The organism is Mycetocola zhadangensis, assembly GCF_003668565.1.
Classification (GTDB): domain Bacteria; phylum Actinomycetota; class Actinomycetes; order Actinomycetales; family Microbacteriaceae; genus Mycetocola_A; species Mycetocola_A zhadangensis.
The window spans coordinates 205,261-222,299 of the sequence record NZ_RCWJ01000003.1 but is presented as its reverse complement, the minus strand read 5'-3'; the positions used below and the strand labels follow the sequence as shown (position 1 = coordinate 222,299).

The following is a 17,039-nucleotide window of genomic DNA, read 5'->3' as shown; positions in this document are numbered from 1 at the left end:
GGATCGCGGCGACACTGACTGGCAGCGACTGAGCGGCTGAATTTCGACGCGACAGGGGCTGGCGCCGGTCCGACGGCGGAGTGATACTCGGGGAATTACCCACACCCAACGAAAGGGGATCGACGATGACCGATCTCGTGACCCAGGTGGACCCGCCTGGCCTATCCTCCAGCCCGGCATTCGCTGAAGGGATGATCGCGCCCGCCGGTGCCATGCTCTACGTCGGCGGCCAGAACGGCACCGACAGGTCAGGCAACCTTCTCACCGGTCTCGGCGCGCAAACGGAACAAGCGCTCCGGAATGTTTTGGCGGTGCTCGCCGAAGCCGGGACCGCACCCGAGAACGTCGTCAAGCTGACGATCTACCTCGACCCGAGCGTTGATCCGCACGACGCGTATGCCGCGACGGGCACCGTCTGGGGCGATCGCCGCACAGCGGTCACCGTGCTTGCCGTCGCACCCGCCCGCAGCGGAGCGCTCGTTGAAATTGACGCAATCGCCGCTGTGCCGTGACCGGCAGGGGCGACCGCTCTATTCGTCGTCGAAGTTGGTGGTGAGATACCGATAGTTGACGGCACTCGGGCGGTCCGAGTCCTCCGACTCGAACTCCTGACCCGCAGTGCGTGCATATACATAGGTCTTGCCGCCCTGCGCCAGGATGTCGACCGTCGGACGCGGATCTCCCGATGCGAGGAAATCCGCTGACAGGGTCCTTCCCTCAAGCGGGCCGTCGGTCAGTTTGGCTGTGTAGCTCGTCGTCATTGATGCGCTCATAGCCCCATTCTGCTCTTTCCGGCCGCCTTTTCAAGAGCTCGGTCGCTTGGAACGCGACGCGCCGGGCGTGCGCGTCAGCAACCCCGGGATTAGGTGCTGCCCAGTAAAGGGTGTGTATGGTGTGCACGACGAAAGGAGTCGGGTGCCAGGCACAAAGAAGCTGGTCATTGTTGAGTCACCGACCAAAATGAAGTCCATCGCCGGGTACCTCGGCGAGGGCTACGAGGTTCTGAGCTCGGTGGGTCACATTCGTGACCTCGCGGAGCCGAAGAACCTCCCGGCTGAACTCAAAAAGGGCGCGTTCGGCAAGTTTGCCGTCGATGTCGACAATGACTTCGAGCCCTATTACGTGGTCTCCGACAACAAGAAGAAGACGGTGGCAGAGCTCAAGCGAGCGCTGAAGAACGCCGACGAACTCCTGCTCGCAACTGATGAGGACCGCGAAGGCGAAGCCATCGCGTGGCACCTGCTCCAGGTTCTGCAGCCCAAGGTTCCCGTGAAGCGCATGGTGTTCCACGAGATCACCAAAGACGCGATCCTCGCCGCGAAGGACAACACGCGCGACCTCGACGTCGCCCTTGTCGACGCGCAGGAAACCCGACGAATCCTCGACCGTATATATGGGTATGAAATTTCACCTGTTCTGTGGCGCAAGGTCGGCCCAAGCCTGTCCGCCGGCCGCGTGCAGTCCGCTGCTACCCGTCTGATCGTCGACCGCGAACGTGAGCGCCTCGCGTTCACCGCCGCCCAGTACTGGGACCTCACCGCGCAGGCAGCTCCCGACGCCGATGCCACCCACTTTGAGGCGCGACTCGTTCGTCTCGACGGGCAGCGCGTTGCGACGGGTCGCGACTTTGATGACAACGGAAAGCTGACAACCAAGGCCGTTCCGCTCGACGAGCGGGCCGCGCAGGCGATTGCCGCAGCGCTGGCCAGCCCGGCGGCATCCGCTGTCGTTTCCAAAGTGGAATCGAAGCCGTACTCGCGTCGCCCCGCCGCGCCGTTCACGACGTCGACGCTGCAGCAGGAAGCGGCCCGCAAGCTGCGCTTCTCCGCCCGCCAGACGATGAGCGTTGCCCAGTCTCTGTACGAGAACGGGTATATCACCTACATGCGAACCGACTCGCCCTCGCTCTCGAGCCAGGCGATCAAGGCGGCCCGTGACCAGGCCACCGCTCTATACGGCGCAGACACGATTCCTGACAAGCCGCGGGTGTACGCAGGCAAGAACAAGAGCGCGCAGGAGGCCCACGAGGCCATCCGGCCGTCCGGTGACACCTTCCGCACTCCGTCCTCTCTGTCGTCGAGCCTCCGCGGCCAGGACTTCAAGCTGTACGAGCTGATCTGGAAGCGCACCGTCGCAAGCCAGATGGCCGACGCCAAGGGCCAGACCGCAACGGTGACCATCGAGGCGCAGGCGGACGGTAAGACCGCTGAGCTGACAGCATCCGGAACCGTCATCACTTTCCGCGGATTCCTCCACGCGTACGAAGAGGGCCAGGACGAAGAACGCAACGCGAGCGACAACGCCGCACGTGAAGCGAAACTGCCGCCGCTGACCCAGGGCCAGTCGCTACAGCTGAGCGACGTCGAGGCCAAGGGCCACGAGACCTCGCCGCCCCCGCGCTACACGGAGGCGAGCCTCGTCAAGACGCTCGAAGAGTTGGGTATCGGTCGCCCGTCGACCTACGCCCAGACCATTGCGACGATCACCGACCGCGGGTACGTCACCGCGCGTGGGCAGGCGCTGATCCCGTCGTGGATCGCGTTCAGCGTCGTCCGGCTGCTCGAGGAGCACTTCAACGACCTCGTGCAGTACGACTTCACGGCCGAGATGGAAGAGGACCTCGACCGCATCGCCGGTGGCGAGCAGGACCGCACCGAGTGGCTCAAGTCCTTCTATTACGGCGGCGACGACCACCGCGGCCTGCGCACGGTCGTCGACAACCTCGGTGAGATCGACGCGCGTGAGATCAACTCGATGCGCCTCAGCGACACCGTCACCATTCGGATCGGTAAGTACGGCCCCTATCTTGAAGTGACGGATGCCACTGCACCGGCCCAAGAGGACGGCTCACCGGCCGTGCCGCGACGGATCAACATTCCTGAGGAGCTTGCCCCTGACGAGCTCACCCTCACCAAGGCGCAGGAACTCATCGACGCGCCGGTGCTCACCGACCGTGTGATCGGCGTGAACCCGGAGAACGGTAAGGAGATCCTCGCGAAGGACGGACGGTTCGGTCCGTACGTGACCGAGGCTGAACCCGAGCCCGAGGTCGCTGAGGAGAAGGTCGACCTCACCACGGGCGAAGTCACCGATGCACCGAAGAAGAAGGCGCCAGCGAAGAAGAAGGTCGCTGCCGTGAAGCCACGCACAGCGTCGCTCTTCAAGTCGATGTCGCTCGACTCGATCGACCTCGAGACGGCGCTGAAGCTGCTCGACCTGCCCCGTGTCGTCGGTGTTGACCCCGAATCGGATGCGGAGATCACGGCGCAGAACGGCCGGTTCGGTCCGTACCTGAAGAAGGGTACCGACTCGCGTTCGCTCGAGAATGAAGACCAGATCTTCGAGATCGAACTGCCAGCAGCCCTCGAGATCTTCGCGCAGCCGAAGTACGGCAACCGCCGTGCGTCGAGTGCGCTCAAGGAATTCGACGCTGACCCGGAGAGTGGCAAGCCGATCAAGGTGAAGGACGGCCGATTTGGGCCGTACGTCACCGATGGTGTAACCAACGCGACGATCCCGAAGGCCGAGTCCGTTGAGGACATCGACTTCGACCGTGCCGTTCAGCTGCTCGCCGACAAACGCGCCAAGGGTCCTGCGGCTCCGCGTAAGAAGGCCGCCGCGAAGAAGCCTGCCGCGAAGAAACCTGCCGCGAAGAAACCTGCTGCCAAGAAGGCGACGACCACAGTGAAGAAGCCGACGGCTGCCGCTGCAGCCAAGGCCGCTGCCGCAGCGAAGACCGGCGTTTCCACCAAGACGGCGACGGCGAAGAAACCCGCCGCGAAGACGACCGCCGCTCCGGCGACGGCTGAGTAATGGCGGCATCCGACGGGTATCCCGGGCTGTTCATCACCCTCGAGGGTGGTGACGGCTCGGGCAAGTCCACCCAGGCCGCCGAGCTCGAGAAGTGGTTGGTCGACTCGGGTCGTGTCGTTGTGCGCACCCGCGAACCGGGCGGCACCGACTTCGGTGTTGAGGTGCGCGAGATCGTTCTGCACCACCGCGGCGACATCACCCCACGCGCCGAGGCCCTGCTGTACGCGGCCGATCGCGCGCACCACATCATGACCAAGGTTCGCCCTGCGCTCGAGCGCGGGGAGGTGGTTCTTCAAGACCGCTACATCGACTCGTCGCTGGCCTACCAGGGTGCCGGTCGTGACCTCGGCATCGACGAGGTGCGGCAGCTGTCGACCTGGGCAACCGGGGGACTGCTGCCCGACCTCACCGTGCTGCTCGACCTCAACGAGGATGCAGCGCGGCTTCGGCTCGACGCGTCCCGTACCCGGTACGATCGCCTCGAGGCGGAGAAGTCGGCGTTCCACCGGCGAGTGCGCGAGGTGTACCTGGAACTTGCCGCAGCGGAACCCGAGCGATTTTTGGTGCTGGATGCCACGGCATCCGTTTCAGCCCTCGCGGACAGCATCCGCTCGAGAGTGTCCTCACTGCTCTAGCCGGAATCGGCGCCAGCGCGAGTCGTTGAGTTGCCACGCTTCGTCGTTAGCACGGTGAGTGGACGCACTGTGTCGTTCGGATCGCAGACGAGCGAGCTGAAGAGAAGGTCAGGGGCCACAGGTAGGGTTGGAATATGGCCACCTGGGATGACGTCATTGGACAGAGCGATGCTGTGTCGCTGCTGCGCGACGCCGCCTCCGACCGCGGAGACGATGCCCACGGCGCAATGACGCACGCGTGGCTGATCACCGGTCCGCCAGGGTCGGGTCGGTCGAACCTGGCATATGCGTTCGCGTCAGCCCTCTTAAGCAATGACTCCGACGGTGACCCGGTGACCAGTAAGCAGGTCGACGCCCGCACCCACCCCGACCTGACGGTGCTCTCCACCTCGAACGTAATCATCAAGATCGACGAGGTGCGCGAACTCGTGCGGAGTTCGCAGTTCTCGCCCGCCGTCGGCCGTTACCGCGTGATGGTCATCGAAGACGCCGACCGCATGGCCGAACGCACCTCGAACGTGTTGCTCAAGGCCCTCGAAGAACCACCAGAACGAACGGTCTGGGTGCTCTGCGCGCCAAGTGAAGCCGACCTCATCCCCACCATCCGGTCCCGAGTGCGAGCGATCCGGTTGCGGGTGCCGTCCGTTGACGAGGTCGCCGGACTCATCCAACGCCGAGACAAGGTCGACGCCGAAACCGCGGAACGTGCCGCCCGGCTGGCCCAGAGCCACGTCGGCATGGCGCACCGGCTGGCGACAGACGCTGGTGCCCGCGACAGGCGAGACGAAACGCTGAAGGCAGCCCTTGGCATCCGCAGTGTTTCTGATGCGGTGCGAGCGGCTGCCCGCATGATGGAGATCGCTGGCGATGACGCCAAGGCCTATACCGAGGCTCGCGACGCCGAGGAGCGGGAGCATGCTCTGAGGTCGCTGGGCGTTGAGCCGGGGGAGAACTTGCCGCCTGGGCTCCGATCGCAGATCCGGTCGCTCGAAGACGACCAAAAACGCCGCGCGACCCGAAGCCTGCGTGACGGTTTGGATCGGATCCTCGTCGACCTGCTCTCGCTCTACCGTGACATCATCATGCTTCAGCTCGGCCGAAGCGAGACCGTGATCAACAAGGAGCTCCTCGACCAGCTTGAGCAGGCGGGGGAGGCGGGCAGTCCGGCCGAAACGATGGCGACGATGGACGCGATCCAGCAGACCCGTCGACGCATCGAGGGCAACGTAGCGCCGGCGCTCGCGCTCGAAGCCCTGCTGGTGACGGCAATCCGATGACTATCGCAACAACTTTGACCCTTTTGGCAGCGACACCGAGCAAGCGGAGACGTCCCGAGTGACAGTTCGACAGCGACCGAGCAGCAGCACACACACCGGCAAGAAGGTCACCGGAATCCTGGCCCTCACGATTGCTCTCGTGATGACGATGAGCGGATGCGTGACGGCATTCTTTCCAGAGACGGAACCGGCAGTCGTCGCAACATCCACGCCGAACGACGAGGATGTCGCCGCGAACCTGAAGGACTTCTACAGTCAGAACCTCTCCTGGTCGAACTGCGAGGGTCAGTTCCAGTGCGCCACAGTTGTGGCGCCGATGAACTGGGACTCCCCGGAGAGTGGTGACGTCGAACTGTCGCTGATTCGCCAGCGCGCATCCGGCGACGCGATCGGATCGCTGCTCGTGAACCCGGGAGGTCCGGGCGCGTCCGGGTACGAGTTCGTGCGGGACTCCGTGGACTTCGCCACGGACAGCAGACTGCAGGAGAACTTCGACATCGTCGGGTTCGATCCGCGCGGCGTCGGGCGTTCAACTCCTGTCACTTGCCTCGACGAGAACGACATGGACGACTACCTCTACGGGCTGTCCACCGCAGAGCGGGGTAGCGAGGAATGGATGGCTGAGCTCGCCTCGAGCGCCAAGGAGTACGGGAACGCCTGCGCCGAGAACACCGGTGCGTCGCTCGAGTACATCAACACGGTCAGCGCCGCACGGGACCTCGACCTGATGCGGGCCGTCCTCGGTGACGCTGAGCTGTACTACCTGGGTTACTCGTACGGCACATTCCTCGGCGCCACCTATGCGGAGCTGTACCCGGAGAAAGCCGGCCGGCTCGTGCTCGATGGTGCGATCGACCCGTCAACGAGCAACTTCGAGGTGAACCTCACACAGGCGAAAGGCTTCGAGAGCGCGTTGCGCGCCTACCTCGACGACTGCATCGGAACACCGGAGTGTCCGTTCAAGGGATCCGTCGACAATGCGATGACGACGATCGGTGACCTGATGACGTCGGTTGACTCCTCTCCAATCAAGAACTCTGACGGCCGCCAGCTTGGGGCGAGCAGCCTGCTCACCGCGATCATCTACCCGTTGTACTCGCCCGAGTCCGGGTGGCCGTTGCTCAGCGAGATGTTCGTCGACGTGATGAGCGGGAGCGCCGCTTACGCATTCTCCTTTGCGGATGCCTATAACGGCCGCAACGAGGACGGCTCCTACAGCGACAACTCGACCGAGGCTTTCAGCGCGTACAACTGCCGCGACTACACCTACGACGATGACCCGGCCCGAATGGCAGCCGAAGCAGCCGAGCTCGCTGCCGCCGCACCGACGATCGGACCGTTCTTTGGTTACGGAGACATTGGCTGCGCAAACTGGCCACACCCGGACGGCGCCGAACGCGAGAAGATTGCGGCTGCCGGCGCACCGCCGATTCTCGTGGTCGGAACGACGAACGATCCGGCGACACCGTACGTATGGGCCGAAGCACTTGCCGAGCAGTTGGAGAGTGGCGTCCTGGTCACCTACGAGGGTGAGGGGCACACGGGGTATAACAAGGGCAGCGAGTGCGTGAACTCAGCCGTCGACGATTACCTCATCTCCGGCACGGTTCCCTCCGAGGATCCGCAGTGCTCCTGAGGTGGTCGTAACCACCCACCGAACCCTGTAAGATCGATAGCTGTGTGCGTCGTATCGGCCGATTTCGGTCGGAACGAAACACGCCGCCTTAGCTCAGTCGGCAGAGCGTTTCACTCGTAATGAAAAGGTCGTGGGTTCGATTCCCACAGGCGGCTCCATGCAAAGCAAGGGGATCCAACCTAACCGGCTTGCGTCACTTTGCCCACAGCGTGAGGCGGCAACGTCCGTCCGCTAAGGTCAACGTCGTGAATGCAGAAACGTGCTCGGCCCTGACCGCCGTCTTCCCAATCGTGATGCTGACCGTGGCCGTCGAACGCCGTTCAATTGCCATGAAAATCCGTCGGCTGGGCTGGTTCCGCGATCTGTCGGTTGCGTCGATCATCTGCTCCTTCGTGGGCTTGTGGCTGGTGCTCGCCGGTGTGCAAATGGGGGGTTTGGGCAATCCCATACTCGCCATATGGGCCTGGATCCTTACGGTCGTTTCAGTGACCGCGCTGGCGATGACATTGATCGGTGTGCTCGTCACCGCTGAGGTCGAGGAGGACACCGCGGAGGCTGCCCATATAGCTGACTGATCCCTACCGACTATGGCAAGAGACGTCCCTTACCACTTCCGAAGATGATGAGGGGCGTTGCTGCATCGGCGTCAGGCGAAGGGTACGTCCTAGTCGAAAATTCTTGCTAGGTGCCGCAACCGCGTCTGCGTGTACTGGCTCGCCGGACTGGTCAAATCGCAGAACACAAGCGACCTACTTGACCGCACCTCGGATCCATCTGCAACGAGCGAGATGCGGTTACCTCGGATGGCTGCTTACCAGCTATTGTGATCGCAGTGCACCGGGGGGATGACAATGGAATCAAGAGCGCCTGAAGTACCAGCGAACGGCCAACCTGACGAGGAAGTAGTTCGGTCGCAATCGGCGGCAACCGCAACTCAGCGTCAGCGGATGCATCATCTTGATTTTCTTCGCGCAACGCTAATGCTCGCGGGAATCCCCTATCACGCGGCTCTCGCTTTCTCAGGTCGAAGCTGGGGCGTTACCTCGCCGGAGAGTGTATCGGCGCTCGGTATTCTGGCTGACTTCATTCACGTCTGGCGGATGCCAACCTTCTTCATTATCGCGGGCGTCTTCGCGACACTCATTGCGCAGCGTGCTGGTGTGCGTCATTGGATAAGAGGCAGACTTACCCGACTCGGGATTCCATTGATTTTCGGCCTGCTCGTTATCAGCCCGGTCCAGCTGCTGCTGCTCTCACGCGTTAACGCCAACGGCTTCGGGAAAAGCAGTGAGAGCTTCGATGAGCTCGCTTCATCCCCTGGCATGTGGATAGGGCACTTGTGGTTCCTGGTGAACCTGATCATTTATTGCATTGCGCTTGCCGCGTTGATCACGAAAGTTGGGTCCCCTCGTCGCCTAAATTGGGTAACACGATTCACCGAATCCATTTGGAGCCGAAGTGCGATCACGTTTGTCGCCGTGGCTTCGGCTGCGAGCGTCACCGCAGTCATGGCCGGCGCTTGGCACACATTCGAAATGTCGAACAGAACACTCACGGTGCTGGCGGATAACTTCGTTCTGAGTATGCCGTTCTTCTTTATCGGTGCACTGGTTGGACTCCGAAGGGAGTTCATCGAGCGAATCGCCTCGCGACCTCGTGTCGTCACGTACATCGTTGGGATCGTCTTAGTCGTCGCGATCGTGGCGTTTTCGAAGTTGCTGGACGAGTGGGATTTACCGATCGCGAGTCTGGCGCATGTTGTACTTATTACCGGCGGAGGACTGTACGCCGCACGCATCCTCATAGGGGTGGCAGGATCATTAGTCACAAACCCGAACCGCATCGTTAACTGGCTGGTATCTGCATCCCTCACTATCTACATATTCCATCACCCGCTCATCATGTTGTTCTCGTCGCTTCTTTTCGAAACTGGTGTCGCGCCTGCCCTCGGCTTCCTAATCGCTTGTGTCGCGACGTTTATTTCCTGTGCAGCCGTCTACGAAGCACTGTCCCTATGGTCTTTCACACGTTTGATCAGTACCGGTTACTCCAAAAGGAGCACCACAATATTTCGGGCTGAAATTTCACGATAGCTCCCGGTCCGATCCGTCCCATATGAGATTGGCAGGGCAGCAACATCCGTCGTTCCGGGGGGTGATCATCAAGCCTGCGCATATCGCTTGACGGTGTTCCTTGCCGATGAGGGTGACGGAATGAGTTTGTTTGCAGTGCTGTCGCACGCTCGGACGTCGCGCTGCCTGATGGATCATGCCCAGGCGGACTTCCCTACGGCGAGCTCGAGCTGTTCGGCCTACGCTTCGTCCATTTCCACCAGCACCCGCGTTCGTCGGCGCTTCGATTTCCTAGGAGTGGCCGTCATTGATCATCCGAGCTCGCCTATCGCCGATGAGTGTGGCGGAGGTGCCAAAGCCCCCCCGAACTGTGGTCTATCCGGTCCGTTCGCGCCACTGATAACTTCAGATCACGCGCGCTCGTCCCTTCGGGCAGGCGCGACTCCCGGCTGTGCCCCCAGTCGGGAAAAAGTCCCCTCCGGTCGCCATTTCGGGTGGCGGGAGGGGACCTTTTTATGCCGACTGAACAATGCCCCTTGTTCAGATTGTCAGCCTAAGCGCGCCCGCGCGGTCTGCCCAGTCCTCTATGCAGGGGACCGACCGTGTCCCCAGGCTTCAGGACTCGACTTCGAGTTCGAACACCAGCTCGAGCCCGTCGATTTCATCCATCTGGTCGCCAACGTGAACAAACGGGAACTTCGACAGGGTCGCAAGGGACGCCGCATTGTCAGGGCTGACCGTCGCGCGAAGGATCCGAACGGCGGGGTGCTCGCGCGCGAAGGAGACGAGCTGGCGAAGGATCTGGCCGGCGTAGCCCCGGCGCCGGTACTGCGGGAGAACCGTGTAGCTGAGCTCGACCATGCCGACCTCGTTCGGCCGGGCATGAAACCCTGACCTGCCGATCACCGTGCGGTCGTCGGCGCGCGCCACAATCCAGGCGACCCATTCCTCATCGGCTGGCTCGTCCTCGAGCTGGAGGCTGCGCATCTCCCACAGCCAGGCGTGTTCGAGGTACTCCTCGGGAAGGTCGAAGCCGGTGATCCGACTCGCCTCAGCGAGGTTGCCCGCGGTGAGTGCGTGCAGACCGGCAGCTTTCAGGGGAACGAAGGTGAGAGCATCCGACATTCTGTGTTGTGCTCCTTGCCTCGCCGGTCGTCGCCAGTAGTCTAGACCGGTGACTACCACTGCGCTCCGCTGGGGCATTCTCGGGCCGGGCGGCATTGCTCAGGCGTTCGCTTCCGACCTCGTCCTGCACAATTTCACCGTGCAGGCTGTTGGCTCTCGTCGAACGGATGCCGCGGCATCTTTCGCGGAGAAGTTTGGCATTCCGAACGTGCACGGCAGCTACGAAGACCTGGTGGCAGACCCCGAGGTTGACGCCGTCTACATCGCAACACCGCACCCGTTCCACGCGGAACAGGCGCTGCTCGCCCTGAACGCCGGCAAGCACGTGCTCGTTGAGAAGCCGTTCACGCTGAACCAGCGTGAGGCGGAGGCTGTCGTTGCTCGCGCGAACGAGCTGGGGCTCGTCGTGCTCGAAGCGATGTGGACACGCTTCCTGCCGCACATGGCTCGCATTCGCGAGATTCTCGCGTCTGGCGTTCTCGGTGAGGTGCGTTCGCTGATCGCCGACCACACCCAGGACCTGCCAGACGACCCGTCGCACCGCATCAACGACCTTGCGCTTGGCGGCGGCGCGCTGCTCGACCTCGGTATCTACCCCGTGTCGTTCGCGAGTGCCGTGTTTGGGACGCCCGAAACGGTACAGGCATCCGCCACTTTCAAGGACACCGGCGCCGACGCCAGCGTTGCCACGCTCTTCAGTTACGGCGACGGGCGACTGGCCACCACACTATCCGCCAGTGACACCCGCGGACCGAACCGGGCCACCATCCTCGGCACCGCTGGCCGCATCGAAATCGACGCCGTCTGGTACACCCCGACCTCGTTCACCGTGTTCGACGCGGCCGGCGAGGTGAGCGAAACCTACGAGTCGGAGGTCACCGGGCGTGGCATGCAGTTCCAGACCGCTGAACTCGAACGACTGGTTGCCGAAGGGCAGGCTGAGAGCCCGGTGCTCCCGCACGCCGAGACGATCTCGATCATGGGAACCCTCGACGAGGTGCGCAGACAGATCGGGCTCGTTTATCCCGGCGAGTAGGCCGATTCTCGTTCAGCGAGACGGCAGGCTTGACCGCTAAAATGCCCGGGTGCGTGAAAATTCACCCGAGGATACCCCTGCCCCCGACGATGAGGGCCTGACTGAGTCGACGAGCGCGGCAGCAACGTCCGCGGGCTCCGACGATGGAAGCGACACCGGCTGGACCCTGAGCGAATCGGGCGACGACGCCGGGTGGACCCTCAGCGAGTCCGCGCCGGAGGACGTCGAAGCTCTCGACGCCGGGCCCCATCCCGATGGCTCGCTCATGGACGAGCCGCCGCTGACCGCGGAAACGGCCACGGTGGTCTCGATTCCGCCGGTTGCGGCGTCGGCGTCGGTTGGCTCCGGATTTCCGACACACGATGCAACGGCGCCAGCGATGGCCGCCGGTGTCGGGAGCGAAGAGCCGTTACACCCGACCGCGCACGGCTCGGGCGGTATCGGCGCGATGTTCGCGCGGCATCCCCGAGCCTGGCTGGTCGCCGCATCTGTCGCGGTGTTTGCCGTGTTCGGATCCGGAGCTGTCGCTCTCGGCGCCGCCGTCGCCGCTCCGGAACCGGGAGTTCCTGTCGCGGTCGCAGCCCTCGGCGAGACGGCAACTCCGACGGCAACCGCAACCACACCACCACCGCGACCGGTCCCGTCAGCCGAGCTGCCGGCATCCGCTCTTCGAACCTGCTCGGTCGCCGGTCTCCTCAACGACTCGAGGTTCGGCACTCTGCAGGCGCAGGTGCTCAATGCGAAAACGGGAGAGTTGTTGTTCGAGCGCGACCCGTCGACGGCGTCGCAAACGGCCAGCTCGATGAAGGTGCTCACTGCTGCTGCGGCGTTGAACGTGCTCGGGCCGGATTTCCGAGCGACGACGAAGGTTGTTGCGGGGACCGAACCCGGAACTATCGTTCTCGTCGGCGGGGGAGACCTCACCCTGACCCGGCTGCCGAGCGGGCAGGAGCCGGTGTACACGGGTGCTGCCCACCTCGACGATTTGGCGACGAAGGCCAAGGCCGCATACGAGGCGGCGAACCCAGGCACCCCGATCACCAGGATTGTGCTCGACTCGAGCTACTTCAGCGGCAAGACCTGGGGCGACACCTGGCCGGCCACCGAACGCGGAACCGGGTGGCTGTCACACATCACCGCGTTGCAGGTCGACGCCGACCGGGCGAACCCGCAGGTGTTCCTCTCCCCACGGGGCGAAGATCCCATCGGCCGGGCCGGAACCGCGTTTGCTTCGTACTTCGGCAACGTGCCAACCGAGCAAGGCACCGCGCCTCAGGGAGCCGCCGAACTGGCATCCGTCTTCTCACAACCGCTCTCGACTCTGATTCCGCAGGCACTGATCCCGTCGGACAACTCGCTCGCCGAGATGATCGGCAGGCACGTGGCGATCAAGCTCGGGCTGGGCAACTCCATCGACGCTCTCGCCGCCGCGATTCCGCAGGGGTTGCAGGCGTACGGAATCGATACGTCGGCGCTGCGCACGGCCGACGCGTCGGGGATGAGCCGCAACAATGCGGTTCCTCCGTCGTATTTCACCCGGTTGTTCCTCAAGATTCACGCGGGGGAGGGTAACCTCGGCATCATTCGCGACGGGCTTCCTGTTGCCGGCCAGTCGGGAACCCTGAACTATTCGAACCGGTTCTTCGGCGCCAACGCCGTCGCGCGCGGTCACATCCGCGCCAAGTCCGGTTCGATCTCGTCGGCATATACGCTCACCGGGATCATCGACGCGGCGGATGGCTCGTCGCTGATCTTCGCCATCTATGCGACGGGTAATGTCGGTTCAGGGGCGCGGACGGCGATCGATACCCTGGCGACAGGCTTCTACAAGTGCGGCGTCAACCTGTCGAACACCTAGCCCCAGGAACGGAGACACTATGACCAAGGCCTTGTTCATCATCGATGTCCAGAACGACTTCACCGAGGGAGGTGCCCTCGGCGTGGACGGAGGGGCCGCCGTCGCCGCTGACACCACGCGGTACCTCGCACACGCGCACGGCGACTACGCGCTCGTCATCGCGAGCCGCGACTGGCACGACCCCGAGGGTGACAACGGAGGGCATTTCGCCGCGCCGGGAACGGACCCCGACTACGTGGCGACCTGGCCGTCGCACTGCGTCGCAGGTACAGCCGGCGCCGAGTACCACCCCGGCCTCGACCTCTCACACGTCAGCATGCACGTGAAGAAGGGGCAGGGCGAGCCGGCGTACTCGATCTATGACGGTGAGGTTGAGGGCGGCGCGTCGGATGGTGCGACGATCTCCGCGGTGCTGGAGGAACACGGGGTCACCGAGGTGGATGTCGTCGGTATTGCTACCGACTACTGCGTTCGTGCCTCGGTGCTCGACGCGATCGAGCACGGCCGCCACGTTCGCGTGTTCACCGACCTGATCGCCGGAGTGGCACGAGAGTCGAGCGATGCGGCGCTGCTCGAGATGGGACACGCCGGGGCGGTGTTGGGAGCGAGCGACTCCGACTGACGGAACCGAGAGCATCCGCTCGCCCGATTTGCTTGCGTGCAGGGGCGCAATTGCCGCGCGATGGTGATCGGGCATCGAGTCGGCCCAAAGGGTCATTCCCGGCAACCGGAATCGCCCTTTGGGCCCGATCGATCCACGCGGCGCCCGATCGAAGGGCTGGCCGACACTGAGATGCCACGACGTGCCGCCTCACCGACAGGGAGAACGACACGTCGCGGCATTTCGACGCCTCGAGGCGTCAGGCGAGCGGATGCTGCGGCGCGGCTAGAGCGTGTCGCCGAGCTTGAATCCTTTGGTGGTGTCGCCCTCACGGGTGTAGGAGAAGCCGTCGGCACCAACGGTGACCGCCATCTCGCTCGGCTCCTGCCGTTCGATGACAGGCTGCGGGTTACCGTCGAGGTCAAGCACGAGCGAGGCCTCGGTGTACCAGCTCGGCACCACAGGATTGCCCCACCAGTCGCGTCGCTGGTTGTCGTGCACATCCCACGTGACCACCGGGTTGTCTGGGTCGCCCGTGTAGTAGTCCTGCGTGTAGATCTCGACACGGTGGCCGTCTGGGTCGAGCAGGTACAGGTAGAACGCGTTCGACACACCGTGACGGCCAGGGCCACGTTCGATCAGGTCGGACTTGCGCAGTGCACCGAGCTTGTCGCAGATGTAGAGAATGTTGTGCTTCTCGTGTGTCGAGAACGCGACGTGGTGCATCCGCGGTCCGTTTCCGCCGGTCATCGCCGTGTCGTGCACGGTGGACTTGCGGCGCATCCACGCGGCGTAGGTCACGCCGTCATCGTCCTGAATGTCTTCGGTGACGCGGAAGCCCAGGTCCTCCATGTAGCCGCGTGCGCGTGGCACATCGGGTGTGACCTGGTTGAAGTGGTCGAGCCGAACCAGCGCGCCCGGTCCGTACAGGTCGTAGCGCCAGGCGAGCCGCTCGACGTGCTCGACGTCGTGGAAGAACTCGTAGGGGAAACCGAGCGGGTCCTCCACCCGCACCGAGTCGCCGATGCCCTTGGTGAACCCATCAGCGCGTCGCTCCACCCGGCAGCCGAGCTCGGTGTAGAACTCGACGGCACGGTCGAGGTCTTCTGGGGCGCGTACCCGGTATGAGAACGCGGCCACAGCGGCGACCGGCCCCTTCCGCAGCACCAGGTTGTGGTGAATGAACTCCTCGAACGAGCGCAGGTAAATCTCGTTGTCGTTCTCCTCGGTCACAACGAGACCGAGGATGTCGACGTAGAACTCGCGCGACTTCGCGAGATCGGTGACGACGATGTCCATGTACGCGCAGCGCAGAATGTCCGGCGGTGTCGCAGCCGGCGTTGCGATCGGGTTCGGGTTGGGGTTCGGCTTGTGTCGCGGTTCCGGGATGGGGCTTGGGTTGTGGTCCATGTCAGCTTCCTTGCGTGAGATAAACAGAAAAGGGGTGCGGTTACGGGTTGGGTGTTACGACCGGCGCACCGTGGTCCGGTGCGTTCGCCCCGAATCGGGCGGTGTGCACCTCGCCGATGGTGATGTGAACAGCCTGCTGATCGGTGTAGAAGTCGATCGAGCGGTAGCCGCCCTCGTGGCCGAGCCCCGAGGCCTTCACCCCACCGAACGGTGTGCGCAGGTCACGCACGTTGTGCGAGTTCAGCCACACCATTCCTGCGTCAACCGACTGCGCGAAGTTGTGAGCGCGAGTCAAATCGGTTGTCCAGATGTATGCGGCAAGTCCATAACGGATGCCATTGGCCAGCTCGAGCGCTTCCTCATCTGTGTCGAATGGCGTGATCGCCACAACCGGGCCGAAGATCTCCTCCTGGAAGATGCGGGCGTCCGGTGCCACGTCAGCAAAGACCGTTGGGGAGACGTAGTTGCCGTCGGGCAGGTTGTCTGGACGTCCTCCGCCTGCGAGGAGGCGACCCTCGGTCTTGCCGATCTCGACGTAGCTCATCACCTTGTCGTAGTGCTCGGGGTGCACGAGTGCGCCCACCTCGGTCTTCGGGTCGTGCGGGTCCCCGACGACGATGTTCTTCGCCCGAGCGGCGTAACGCTCAAGGAACTCCTCGTAGATGGGTCGCTCAACCAGGATGCGGCTTCCGGCCGTGCAGCGCTCGCCGTTGAGTGAGAAGACGCCGAACAGTGTCGAGTCGATGGCGCCGTCGAGGTCTGCGTCGGCGAAAACGACGGCGGGGGACTTGCCGCCCAGCTCCATCGACATGCCCTTGAGGTTCACGGCACAGTTGGCGAAGATCGTCTGGCCGGTGCTGCTCTCGCCAGTGAAGGAGATGAGCGGAACGTCTGGGTGCTTCACGAGCGCGTCCCCGGCGGATTCACCCAGGCCGTTGACGAGGTTGAAGACACCCTTCGGAAGTCCGGCTTCCTCAAAGATGGTGGCCCAGAGACTCGCGGAGAGTGGCGTGAACTCGGCGGGCTTGAGCACAACGGTGCAGCCGGATGCCAGAGCGGGAGCGAGCTTCCAGCTCTCGAGCATGAATGGCGTGTTCCACGGGGTGATCAGTCCGGCGACACCCTTCGGCTTGCGGTTGACGTAATTGACCTGGCGCCCCGGGACCTTGTACAGGTCGTCCGACTGGGCGACGATCAGGTCAGCGAAGAACCGGAAGTTCTCGGCTGCGCGCTGTGCCTGGCCGAGCGCCTGGGTGATCGGCAGGCCCGTGTCGAAGGTTTCGAGTTCCGCGAGCCGCGCGTCCTGCGCTTCGACAGCATCCGCGATTCTGTGCAGGATGCGAGCCCGAGCTCGGGGAAGCATCGTCGGCCAGGGGCCGGAGTCGAATGCGCGTTTCGCTGCGGCGACGGCGAGGTCGATGTCTTCGCTCTGTCCCGATGCTGCGGTGGCGTAATTCTCGTTCGATACGGGGTCGAGGACGTCAAACGTCTCGCCAGAGACACTCTCGACGAACTCGCCGTCGATGTAGTGCAGGATGCGGGTCGGAAGGTTCTCCGGAATGTAATGGGCCATGGT

General features: G+C 63.6%; 14 protein-coding genes and 1 tRNA gene. 11 read left to right on the top strand and 4 right to left on the bottom strand.

Annotated features, from left to right (window positions below; translation table 11 throughout):
- Positions 1–125 precede the first annotated feature (125 nt).
- The gene (locus D9V28_RS11680; protein WP_121660129.1) at positions 126–512 is read left to right on the top strand and encodes a RidA family protein; all 387 of its coding nucleotides are present in this window, start codon (positions 126–128) and stop codon (positions 510–512) included.
- Between the two features lie 18 nt (positions 513–530).
- Here the strand turns inward: D9V28_RS11680 and D9V28_RS11675 are convergent, their stop codons facing one another.
- On the bottom strand, positions 531–773 hold the full coding sequence (locus D9V28_RS11675; RefSeq protein ID WP_229728036.1) for a hypothetical protein: 243 nt from the start codon (positions 771–773) through the stop codon (positions 531–533).
- Positions 774–915: 142 nt separating this feature from the next.
- Here D9V28_RS11675 and topA point away from each other — a divergent pair, with 142 nt between their 5' ends.
- From topA to D9V28_RS11640, 7 genes are all read left to right on the top strand, one after another.
- Entirely contained in the window at positions 916–3,813 is a 2,898-nt protein-coding gene (gene topA, locus D9V28_RS11670) for a type I DNA topoisomerase (protein WP_121659914.1), read from the top strand.
- On the top strand, positions 3,813–4,448 hold the full coding sequence (gene tmk, locus D9V28_RS11665; RefSeq protein ID WP_121659913.1) for a dTMP kinase: 636 nt from the start codon (positions 3,813–3,815) through the stop codon (positions 4,446–4,448). The genes topA and tmk overlap by 1 nt, the downstream gene beginning before the upstream one ends.
- A 134-nt stretch (positions 4,449–4,582) precedes the next feature.
- The gene (locus D9V28_RS11660; RefSeq protein ID WP_121659912.1) at positions 4,583–5,725 is read left to right on the top strand and encodes a DNA polymerase III subunit delta'; all 1,143 of its coding nucleotides are present in this window, start codon (positions 4,583–4,585) and stop codon (positions 5,723–5,725) included.
- 58 nt (positions 5,726–5,783) lie between these two features.
- Positions 5,784–7,361 (top strand): alpha/beta hydrolase, encoded by a 1,578-nt coding sequence (locus tag D9V28_RS11655; RefSeq protein WP_229728038.1) that lies wholly within the window; start codon positions 5,784–5,786, stop codon positions 7,359–7,361.
- Between the two features lie 82 nt (positions 7,362–7,443).
- Positions 7,444–7,519 (top strand) — tRNA-Thr (locus D9V28_RS11650).
- 87 nt (positions 7,520–7,606) lie between these two features.
- A complete protein-coding gene (locus D9V28_RS11645) occupies positions 7,607–7,936 on the top strand; it encodes a hypothetical protein (RefSeq protein WP_121659911.1) in 330 nt (109 codons plus the stop codon).
- 372 nt (positions 7,937–8,308) lie between these two features.
- Positions 8,309–9,454, top strand: a complete 1,146-nt coding sequence (locus D9V28_RS11640) for an acyltransferase family protein (protein ID WP_183086514.1) — start codon at positions 8,309–8,311, stop codon at positions 9,452–9,454.
- A gap of 594 nt (positions 9,455–10,048) precedes the next feature.
- Here the strand turns inward: D9V28_RS11640 and D9V28_RS11635 are convergent.
- Entirely contained in the window at positions 10,049–10,558 is a 510-nt protein-coding gene (locus D9V28_RS11635) for a GNAT family N-acetyltransferase (protein ID WP_183086513.1), read from the bottom strand.
- 49 nt (positions 10,559–10,607) lie between these two features.
- Here D9V28_RS11635 and D9V28_RS11630 point away from each other — a divergent pair, with 49 nt between their 5' ends.
- The 3 genes from D9V28_RS11630 to D9V28_RS11620 are packed head-to-tail and all read left to right on the top strand — an operon-like array spanning position 10,608 to position 14,074.
- Complete coding sequence (locus tag D9V28_RS11630) at positions 10,608–11,594, top strand: Gfo/Idh/MocA family protein (protein WP_121659909.1); 987 nt, start codon at positions 10,608–10,610, stop codon at positions 11,592–11,594.
- Positions 11,595–11,643: 49 nt separating this feature from the next.
- Positions 11,644–13,452 carry a D-alanyl-D-alanine carboxypeptidase/D-alanyl-D-alanine-endopeptidase gene (locus tag D9V28_RS11625; RefSeq protein ID WP_229728040.1) on the top strand — a complete coding sequence of 603 codons (1,809 nt, stop codon included), beginning with the start codon at positions 11,644–11,646 and terminating at the stop codon, positions 13,450–13,452.
- Positions 13,453–13,471: 19 nt separating this feature from the next.
- Positions 13,472–14,074: an isochorismatase family protein gene (locus D9V28_RS11620; RefSeq protein WP_121659908.1), complete on the top strand. Its 603-nt coding sequence runs from the start codon at positions 13,472–13,474 to the stop codon at positions 14,072–14,074.
- Between the two features lie 264 nt (positions 14,075–14,338).
- Here D9V28_RS11620 and hpaD read toward each other — a convergent pair whose 3' ends face one another.
- Both hpaD and hpaE read right to left on the bottom strand, forming a co-directional pair.
- Positions 14,339–15,463, bottom strand: coding sequence for a 3,4-dihydroxyphenylacetate 2,3-dioxygenase (hpaD, locus tag D9V28_RS11615; protein WP_121659907.1), 1,125 nt, complete (start codon positions 15,461–15,463; stop codon positions 14,339–14,341).
- A gap of 40 nt (positions 15,464–15,503) precedes the next feature.
- A complete protein-coding gene (gene hpaE / locus D9V28_RS11610) occupies positions 15,504–17,036 on the bottom strand; it encodes a 5-carboxymethyl-2-hydroxymuconate semialdehyde dehydrogenase (protein WP_121659906.1) in 1,533 nt (510 codons plus the stop codon).
- Between the last annotated feature and the right edge of the window lie 3 nt (positions 17,037–17,039).